Annotated in this window: 8 protein-coding genes; all 8 read left to right on the forward strand. The window is 38.1% G+C overall.

The genetic code is table 11. The annotated features are described in order from the left end of the window. Positions 1-185: 185 nt before the first annotated feature. The 8 genes from GNP81_RS15065 to GNP81_RS15100 are packed head-to-tail and all read left to right on the forward strand — an operon-like array spanning position 186 to position 10,584. Positions 186-503, forward strand: coding sequence for an STAS domain-containing protein (locus GNP81_RS15065; protein WP_155669706.1), 318 nt, complete (start codon positions 186-188; stop codon positions 501-503). 45 nt (positions 504-548) lie between these two features. Further along, a complete protein-coding gene (locus tag GNP81_RS15070; RefSeq protein ID WP_012534757.1) occupies positions 549-1,373 on the forward strand; it encodes an OmpA family protein in 825 nt (274 codons plus the stop codon). A gap of 4 nt (positions 1,374-1,377) precedes the next feature. After that, the gene (locus GNP81_RS15075; RefSeq protein WP_155669704.1) at positions 1,378-3,489 is read left to right on the forward strand and encodes an SLBB domain-containing protein; all 2,112 of its coding nucleotides are present in this window, start codon (positions 1,378-1,380) and stop codon (positions 3,487-3,489) included. Beyond that, entirely contained in the window at positions 3,489-4,196 is a 708-nt protein-coding gene (locus tag GNP81_RS15080; RefSeq protein WP_155673927.1) for a CpsD/CapB family tyrosine-protein kinase, read from the forward strand. Before GNP81_RS15075 ends, GNP81_RS15080 begins: the two co-directional genes overlap by 1 nt. Positions 4,197-4,198: 2 nt before the next feature. Then, positions 4,199-5,716: a SpoIIE family protein phosphatase gene (locus tag GNP81_RS15085; RefSeq protein ID WP_155673928.1), complete on the forward strand. Its 1,518-nt coding sequence runs from the start codon at positions 4,199-4,201 to the stop codon at positions 5,714-5,716. Positions 5,717-5,743: 27 nt separating this feature from the next. Beyond that, a complete protein-coding gene (locus tag GNP81_RS15090; protein ID WP_155673929.1) occupies positions 5,744-8,044 on the forward strand; it encodes a response regulator in 2,301 nt (766 codons plus the stop codon). A 37-nt stretch (positions 8,045-8,081) separates the two neighbouring features. Next, the gene (locus GNP81_RS15095; RefSeq protein WP_155673930.1) at positions 8,082-9,584 is read left to right on the forward strand and encodes a sigma-54-dependent transcriptional regulator; all 1,503 of its coding nucleotides are present in this window, start codon (positions 8,082-8,084) and stop codon (positions 9,582-9,584) included. Then, entirely contained in the window at positions 9,568-10,584 is a 1,017-nt protein-coding gene (locus tag GNP81_RS15100) for a glycosyltransferase family 4 protein (RefSeq protein ID WP_155673931.1), read from the forward strand. Before GNP81_RS15095 ends, GNP81_RS15100 begins: the two co-directional genes overlap by 17 nt. Positions 10,585-10,699: the final 115 nt, after the last annotated feature.

Raw genomic sequence — 10,699 nt, forward strand, 5'->3', positions numbered from 1 at the left:
TTATCGACTTCTAAAGGTAATTCTCATTCTGCAAACTGCATTGCAAATTGAGAATATATCACCACAACACCCAAAATAAAGAATCGATAAATTTAATTAATTGATAAATAACGATTTAATTTTTGGCACGCATACTGCTCTAGTAACCTTATCAACACAACGAGGATTATTCCTAGGAGCTTATTATGGAACTACATCAATTCGAATCAAACGCAGATATTTTGGTGCTATCCGTTCAAGGTGATATGGACGCTATCGGTTGTAGAGATATTCAACCATCCATTGATAGCGTGATTGAACAAGAACACCATCAAGTTCAAATCGATTTAGCACACGTAGCCTTTTTAGATTCATCAGGTATTGGTGCCATTGTTTATCTATATAAACGACTTATTGAAAAAGACCGTACCATGCAAATTAAAAATGCACATGGTCAGCCACTAGAGTTACTAAAACTTCTACGTATTGAAAACGCAATTCCTGTTAATAAAACAACGCATTAATTAGTACACACCATTTAAACTGTATGGCACATGGAGAGTTATAAAATGAAAAAAATATTAGGATTAGTTTTTGGATTGCTTTCTGTGTCTGGTTGTACATCTTTCGCTGAACCCGGCAAAGGTGGAGAAGCTGAAAATTACCCACAAGCGGCTTTTAGCCCTGTCATGCCAGACCAACCTCTTGGACCAGAGCATGGACTTAGATTTGATTGGGAATTAGCAGCTCGTCACCTAGATATTCTCATTCTAGAAAAAGCAGAATGGTGTTTTCCTGCGACCGTGCATCAAGCAAAACAAAATGAAGCTCGTATTGCACGAGAATTAGAAGGAGGCTTACAGCTGGATGCGGCAAATGACTTGGTTATTCAACGTAACTTGCTAAAACGATTAGAGCGTCAGTTAGATTACGTGAAACGTCAAGAAACCTGTCAGCCACCAACAGATTCAAACAATGGAAACTCAGACATTGAGTTAGCTCAAAAGATCCATGATCTTCTAAATAGAGACAATCAATTTGCTTTTAATTCCGCGGAATTAAACCCTAAATACATTGTTAACTTATCAGAAGCGTCACAATTACTAAATCAACATAAAGATTTTAAATTGCTTATTACAGGCCATGCGGATGCGTTAGGTGAAGAAGATGCGAATCAGAACCTAGCTCTTGAGAGAGCCAAACAAGTAAAACGTTACTTAAGCATTTTTGGTCTTTCACAACAAAGAATTCATGTTGATTCAGTAGGCTCAAATGATCCTTACCTAAGCGGTACTGAGCCTCATGTACGCCTAACCAATCGCCGGGTAACTATCGAGTTATTACAACTCGATCAACCACTAATGCTTGAAAACCCATCACACAATGAGGGCTAAGAACATGCGTATTATTCAAGTTCTACTTATCATAGTAATGCTGTCTCCCCTTTCTGTTTCTCAAGCGAAAGAGAAGAAGGATGTAGTTCGAGTTGGTGATATTATTTCAATCATGCTACCAGGTGAAGACTCATTAAATAAAGGTTTTCAGGTAGATAAGCAAGGGCGTTTAATTTTACCAGAAATTGGACCAATCTCAGTAGTAGGCAAAACCGAAGCACAAATGGTTTCAACCGTAACATTAAACTTAAAGACCATTTTACAAGACTTAACTAACCTACAAGTGTTTATCAGCAAGCGTCAGTTGATTGTCAATATTCAAGGGTATGTGAAGCAACCCGGTGAATATACACTATCTGATGGCGACTCGGTACAACTGGCGCTTTATGCTGCTGGAGGGTTACGCTCAGGAGCTCAACTTAATCGCCTGCAATTACGTCGTTCAAATAAAGTAACCACCTTTAATTACAAAGCATTTTTAGATTCTGGTAATCAATCACTTCTACCAACACTTCAATCACTAGACACCTTATTTATTCCTGCCTCTCCTATGGTGGGTAATATCGAACAAGAGTTTGACCCAGCTAAATTATCACAAGCAGGTGATGCTGCTGATGGAAAAAAAGCCATCAAAGTATTTGGTGAGGTGAATTCTCCGGGGACGTTTTCTTATAAAGACGGCAGTAACCTTGTTGATGTTCTAATGAGAGCCGGAGGGGTTACTCGCTATGCAGGTGTTGAACAAATCCGAGTAATTTCTAAAAACCAACCTGCTTTATTTAATCTTAAGCGTTATTTAGATACAGGGGATTCTAGCCTATTGCCGCCATTAGAGGTTGGCTCAACCATTTTCGTACCTAAACAAGAAGAAGAAATTAAATCAGGTTCTAATATGGTGTACGTCATGGGGGAAGTAGCAAAACCCGGTGCTTTTGAAGGGAAAAAAGGGGCAACGTTTATGGATATCTTAGCCAATGCAGGTGGTCCAACTCGTTTTGCTGAATCTCGTCAGATCCGAGTAATTAAAGCTAACGGTGCGGTGATTAATTTTGATTTATCTGGTTATACCGAAGGAACTAACTACCAACGACCTCCAGCGATTGCGGCAGGTGATGCGATTTTTGTTCCTGAAAAAACCGATATGAACGAAAAATCATGGTTGAAAATTGCCCCTAGCCGTGCGGTTAGAGTGCTAGGTGAGGTACAACACCCAGGCCGCATTGAGTGGTCAGATGAAATGTCATTTCTTGATTTATTAGCTCATGTGGGTGGACCAACACTACGTGGTGATACCACTCGAATTGAAATTGTAACTCCAGACGCAAGCGGTAAAAATCATGTTTATACCTTTAACTTAGATTCATTTATATCAAAAGGTAAACCAGACTCAGCCCTACCGACAATCCGTGCAGGAGCCACTATTCGAGTACATGACTTACCTCAAGACCCATCAGACAATAAATCACAATGGGTACGTCAAAGCTCTGATAGTTCAATTTATGTTTTTGGTCAGGTAAACGCTGCGGGACGCTACCGCTTTACGAATGACATGCACTTTTTAGATATCTTATCTGCGGCAGATGGACCAACCATGGACGCTGATATCCATAATATTCGTATTACCCACAGAGATAAAAGTTATGCACGAGTAAGTAAGCTAAACCTAGCTCTGTATTTTGAAACCGGTGACGAATCCCTACTGCCAAAAGTAAAAACAGGTGACACGATTTATATCCCAGAAAAGAATCGTATTTGGGTAGATGAAAGTAAAGAAACAACCATACGTGTATTAGGAGCAATCAATAAACCCGGCCGTTATCGCTTTAATGATTCAATGACCTTACTTGACCTATTAGCAGAAGCAGGAGGCCCTAGTGATGTGGCTTATCTTGAAAAAATCAGCGTAGTAAATCATTCATTAAATGAAGGGCAAGCTAGAACCTTTGACCTTGTTGAGTTTAGTCGCACTGCTGATTTTAGAAGTATTCCCGTACTAAGAGCCGGTGATACTGTATATATTCCAAACAAAGACGAAAGCACAATGGAGCAAGTACGTGTTGTAATGAAAGATGTTTTCCAAGTTGTCGCAACCATTGCTTTGATAGGAGCATTATAATGAGAATTCCTTCATGCCATATGGAAATTGAACAAATCTTTTTGCAATTAGAGCAACAAGACAGCCGTTCATTATGCGTTACATCAACCAATTCAGGTGAAGGAGTAAGCTCATTAGCTCAAGCTCTAACAGAGCGACACCTACTGGCTGGTTACCGGACCTTATTGGTTGATCTTAATCTTCAAAACCCAAGTTTGGTACCGTTATCATTTACACCTAATACTAATGATATGACAAAAGCACCCTCTCACTATCTGACTTTCTCTCAACATAATAGTGTGGTGCTTTCAGGTCTAGCAGTACCAACAAATAAAGCGGAAATCGTCGAATTACGTCAACCCAAAAACTTGAAGAAACGAATTGAAGCTTGGTTAAACGAATTCGACAAAGTCATTATTGATGCATCAGCTGTTTCACAACTTAATACCAACAATATACCAGCTCAAACTATTGCAGGTTGTTGCGAAAGTACCCTTATGGTTATTTTGTCTGGTCAAACGCTACAAACCGAATTTAAAGACGCATTAGAGAAGCTAGAAAACCACAATGCCAATATTATCGGGCATGTCTTTAATGACAAATACCAACCAAGTCTAAAAAATGAAATTTGTAGAGAAATCGAGCGCTTATCTTTTTTACCCAAAAAAATATCAACTAAACTTATAGCAATCGTCCAAAAAAACCGATTTTTATCAACTGTGGTGTAATCATGAACTCTATCCTTCTTTTTTCAGATACAAAACCCACATCACTAGAATCGGTGAGAGTGTTACGTCAATCTTTATCTAAAATCCTTAAAAATCTTGAAATAGACTCAACCACATCAAATCAATGCTTATTGTGTTTTTCTGAGTGGAGCACCAACCTAGTTCTGCACCCTATTCAGCCTAGTAAAACCATCAGTTTAGTTCTACGTAAAAGCAGTAATCAATGGCAAATGGACATTATTGATGACGGAATACCTTGGGATCCCACAGAGCAACATCAAGACTCGGAGATCAGTGAGTTTTCATTGAAATGTGGCGGACGAGGTATTGATATTATTCGAAGCCAAAGTGACGATATTCGCTATCATTCCACAAAAAATAACAACACATTGAGCCTATTCTGGGAGCGTTCTCCTTCTCAAAAACAACCTCATATTCTGATCGTAGAAGACGATGCCGTTCAATCAAAAATACTTCAAGCCTATCTTAATTCTGATTTTTCTATTACAACAAAACCAAATGGTAAAGAAGCCCTATTATTTCTAAAAAATAACAGTGTTGATTTGATAATCTCTGACATTCAAATGCCTGAAATGGGGGGATTAGAATTAAGATCGCAATTAGAAAAAGAACATAACTTCTCAATTCCATTTATTTTTCTTTCTAGATTACAAGATACAAACACAGTCAACTACGCAGCAGAGCTTGGCATTGATGATTTTCTGCAAAAACCAGTACAAAAGAAACAACTTATCCACTCTATCACACGTGTTTTAGCGCGTTTTCATCAGGTATATCACGCACTATCAGAACAACTTAACCAGAAGATCACCCATACCTTATTACCACGAGTTGAAACACATTCAAAAAAATGGAAATTAGCAACACAACAGAGAACTGCTGGCCAAGGTGGAGGCGATTTTACCTTATCTAGAGTGAATAACGATAATACGTTATTACTTCTAGCTGATGTCATGGGACACGATGAAAGTGCAACTTTTTTCTCTTATGCCTACGCTGGTTATGTATGTGGTTTAATGCAACATGCAGATCTCACACAACCGTCGCAACTTTTAACACAACTTTCAAATAATGCATTTAAAGACCAACTTCTATCACAAACTATGTTAACTGCATGTTGCTTAAGTTTTATTGGTGATGATACGATAAAAATAAGTAGCGCTGGGCACCCTAAACCTCTTCACATCACCCCAGAAAGAATTGATGTCATTGATACAGAAGGAACACTTCCAGGGTTATTACCCAATACTCATTATCAAGAAACCACTATATCTATCAAACATGGAGAGCGTTTGGCCTTATTCACTGATGGTTTATTTGAGTCAGGAGACACCAGTTCAGAGCGCGAAACCTTAGAAAAAGCCATAAAAGAGCAGCTAATAAATACGCTGCATTTACCACTAGAGCAAGCTATCAATCAAGTAATAAAAACCTTTGATACTTTGGCAGGAACACCACCCAATGACGATGCATTATTGCTGTTAATTGAGAACCAATAAAAGAGCAAATCTTGCAAGGAGCTAACTATGACATTTCGACTTAAAACGATCATTGGCATTTCTATTATTCAATGCATCATGTTATTGATTTTAGTGTTTAGCTCTGTGAAATTCATTTCAGACTCAAATGAACAAAGACTAATAGCAAGAGCCAATGCATCTGTGCATATGTTCTCCAATGCAATAAAAGATTCCATACTCAATAATCAATACGACAAAGTAGTTTCCTTAATGGATGATTTTATCGCGTTAGAAAAAATTTGTTATATTCGCATTTTTCGTGAAGATGGAAGCTTAATTGTTGAAGGTGGACCAAAATTACATGAAGTCGCTAATCCCGACTCTTCAATCCTTCATAATGCATCTGATGGGACTTATGACGTCATTTTACCAATAATCACCGATGATAAAACATTAGGAAAAGTGGAAATAGGATTTGGTACTCACGGTGAAAACACTTTCCTTTCTCAAGCTAAATCATGGATATATGCCATTGCTTCTATTGAGCTTATCTTTGTTATTGGACTTTCATTTTTGCTTGGAAATGCCTTAACTCGCAACCTCCATAAACTGAAAAAAGCGGTCAATACCGTAGCCAATAAAGGCCCGGGGGCACAAGTTGATATATCATCTATCGGAGATTTAGGTGATGTAGCACAAGCATTTAATACCATGTCTTTAAAGCTTGAGCAAAACTATCAAGATCTACAACAAGCCAGAAATGAAGCAGAAGCTGCCAATAAAAGTAAAAGCCGCTTTTTAGCTTCTATGAGTCACGAAATACGCACTCCTATGAATGCGGTTCTAGGTTTACTCGCTATTTTAAAAGACACAAGCCTAAAGCCAAATCAGAAAGAACTCGTAAATACAGCGACAGACTCAAGTGAATTACTGCTTTCAATCATTAATGATATTCTCGATTTTTCTCGTATGGAGGCCAATACTTTTTATCTTGAAAATCATACCTTCAATATGCATGAAAGTTTAAATAGTGTGCTCAAAACTTTTCATCCACAAGCCCAAAATAAGCAATTAGAATTGTCACTGGTTATTGCTGACAATGTTCCGACCTATGTTCAGGGCGATGCTCACCGATTACGTCAAATATTGTTAAATTTAGTTGGCAACAGCTTAAAGTTCACTGATGACGGACAGGTTCAAATATTAGTTAATGCCAAAGAGCATGAAGGACGAATCCAATTACACTGCTCAGTCCAAGATTCAGGTATTGGAATACAACAAGAACAATTAGAATATTTATTTGATGAATTTACCATGGCGGATAACAGCTTTTCTCAAACTCATGAAGGATCCGGTTTAGGGTTAGCTATCTGTCAACGCTTAGTTCACATGATGGATGGTACCATTACAGTGAACAGCCAATATGGCTTGGGCAGTGAATTCTCTTTCAATATTCAATTAGACAAAGCCACAACAAAAGAGATTAATCGTCTATTATCAAATGAAAAAATAGAGCAACAAAGAGATGCTGAGCAACAAAAAGCCTGTGTATTCTCTGATGCTAATATTCTTGTAGTTGAAGATAATCACGCCAATCAAATTGTCATTAAAAACACCCTAAATTATGCCGGTTACTCAATTGATATTGCTCAGAATGGTAAAGAAGCAATAACAAAAGCAATTAACACTCAATACGATCTTATCTTTATGGATATATCCATGCCTGAAATGGATGGTATGACAGCAACAAAAAAAATACGCTCGCTCTCAGATACGCATAAAAATATGCCGATCATCGCTCTTACTGCTCACGCTCTATCTGGCGATAAAGAGCGATTTATAGAAGCCGGAATGACCGATTATCTTTCCAAGCCATTTAATCGGAGTAATTTATTAGAGTGTCTTGCTAAGTATTTGTTTAAAGAAGGCAAACAAGATACTTCATTTTGCCAAGAATGTGACCTATGTGAGTTTAATGAATCAACCGAAGAACCTAAAAATATGGATAATGAGCTATTATTAGTAGATGAACAGATAATTCAGCAAATCATTACTGATACAGATGCGAGTGTCATGCCTGAACTAATCCGTTTTTATATTATTGAATCAAAAGAGCGCGTAGAAACCATCTCCAATGCAGCAAAAAATAAAGATTTATATGCGTTAGAGTTTGAAGCACATACATTAGGAAGCAGTGCATTAACGCTTGGAAACGTAGCCTTATCTACGCTTGCAAGAGAAATTGAAATTCATTGTATCAATCAACAATTTGATGATGCGTTAAAAAAAGCAGCACAACTACCTAATTTAGCAACGCTTTCACTCGATGCGCTTGAACAAAGAAATAAACAAGGCTTTTCAAAATAAAAGAATAAAATTTGCTAGGTAAAACAGGATGTTACTTATGCTACAAAAAGTATTATTAGTCGAAGACTCCACTTCTCTGGCTATCCTCTACAAACAATATGTGAAAGATGAACCCTATGAATTCTTTCATGTTACTACAGGGGAGCAAGCGAAGGCATTTATGGAAAAGAATCCGCCACATTTGGTGATTCTCGATTTAAAGCTGCCAGATATGTCTGGGCAGGACGTACTTGCATGGATGAAAGAAAAACAATTACCCACTGCGGTTATCATTGCAACCGCTCACGGAACGATCAATATTGCGGTAAACCTCCTACAAAATGGAGCAGATGATTTTATCGAAAAACCAATCCAAGCAGAACGATTAAAAACATCCATAGCTAACCATTTAAAACGCAACAAACTAGAAGGTCTGGTTGAAGATTTGCAAAACACATTCAACCGAAAACAATACCAAGGCTTTATTGGCTCAAGTTTACCTATGCAAGCCGTCTATAAAATCATTGATGCCGTAGCACCAACCACTGCCAGTGTGTTCATCTATGGTGAAAGTGGTACAGGTAAAGAAGTATGCGCAGAAGCGATTCATTATCAAAGTAAACGTAGTAATAAACCTTTTGTTGCCATCAATTGTGGCGCGATACCAAGAGATTTAATGGAAAGTGAAATTTTCGGTCATATAAAAGGCGCTTTTACAGGTGCAACGACTGATCGCAAAGGCGCTGCTATGTTAGCGAATGGCGGTACACTCTTTTTGGATGAGTTGTGCGAAATGGAACTAGAGATGCAGAAAAAATTACTGCGTTTCTTACAGACAGGTCGATTCACCCCATTAGGTGGAAGTAAAGAACTTAGCACCGATATACGCATTATTTGTGCAACCAATCGCGATCCCCTTACTGAAGTCAACGAAGGACGCTTCAGAGAAGATTTATACTACCGAGTTCATGTTGTACCTATTCATATGCCACCACTGCGTGAACGTGGAACTGATATTATTGATATCGCGACTTTCTTCCTAAAAAAATACGCAAAAGAAGATCATAAAAAATTCAAAGCATTAAAACGTAATGTTGAATTAAGACTGTGTAATTACTCATGGCCAGGCAACGTACGTCAGCTTCAAAATATCATCCGAAATGTAGTGGTATTACATAACGATACGCATGTGGCAATAGAGCACCTTCCACCACCACTAAATCAACCCGTAACCAATAAAACAACACCGGTTGCTTCTAAGCCATTTTTTGCAGCACCGTCTCAGTTATCAAAAAATACAGAAATCACTGAAGTTCAGCATAATCAGACAGAGCAACAGCAAATCTCACCACCAGAGGAACAAGCTTTAGAGACCAGTGCGACAGATGCTATTAATACTAGCGTAATTCGCCCAATGGCAGATATAGAACGTGAAGTCATTCAAAATGCAATCGACCATTGCGATGGAAATGTCCTTAATGCCGCTGTTCTATTGGAATTAAGCCCATCGACACTCTATCGTAAAAAGCAGGCGTGGGAAGCCTATGAAGAATCAGAATGATGAAATATGGTTGCTACTTGATAGCCGTGATTTTGGAGGTATCGAATCACACGTACTACAACTCGCGAAAGGACTAAAATCTTTTCAACACTCTGTGCGTGTGATTTTTCTTTGCCGTTATAGTACAACTCATCCACTAATCGCTCTACTTAACGAGGCGAATATCTCTTATCGTTTTTTAGACGGTTCGTTTATCTCTCTATTAACCTATACACGCCACCATGCTCCAAAAGTCATCCATTCACATGGTTACAAAGCGGCTTTATATTCTCGACTACTGCGTATATCTCAATGCAGTTCCCATCAAAAAATCCGCTTTATCAACACTTATCATGCTGGCGAAGTTTCACAAGGAAAATTAGCTATATATGATTTTTTTGATCGCTGGAGTGCGCCGTTCAGTCATTGCAACTTTGCTGTGAGTGAATTAATTAAAAAAAGGATCCCAAGTAAAGCAACAGTATTAAATAATTTTGTAAATACACAAAACTTAACTCAATCAGAAGGCACCCAAATAGCATTTGTTGGACGCCTAAGTCATGAAAAAGCCCCTGATCGTTTCCTTGAATTAGCCAATCAACTACCTAAAGCACAGTTTCATTTTTATGGTTCAGGTCCAATGGAAAAAGACTTACAAAGCCGTTCACCTTCCAACCTCCATTTTCACGGACATCAAAACTCAATGGATTCCATTTGGCCACACATCGGGTTACTTGTTATTTGCTCTCGTTATGAAGGATTACCTATGGTTGCATTAGAAGCCATGGGACGAGGTATTCCTGTTATCTCAACACCAGTAGGAAATATGTCAACACTCATTTGTAATAATGAAAATGGATGGATAGTTAACCCTGATGCTCTTTCCACTGCAGTGCATAATTGGGTGAACCTACCCCTGTTCCAAGTCCAAACCATTCAAAAAAATGCACAACAAACCATTCAAAATACGTTCTCTTCTCAGGCTGTCATACCCTCTTTATTATCTACTTATCAAATCTAATTTTGTTTCTCATATTGATAAAAATGCATTCTCAATTTGAGAAAAACCACCACCCCAAAAAATTAACTATTTAAATTCAATAGGATAGATTCAACCTTAAGATGGCACACCATTT

This window comes from Aliivibrio fischeri (genome assembly GCF_009727955.1).
Lineage (GTDB): Bacteria > Pseudomonadota > Gammaproteobacteria > Enterobacterales > Vibrionaceae > Aliivibrio > Aliivibrio fischeri_A.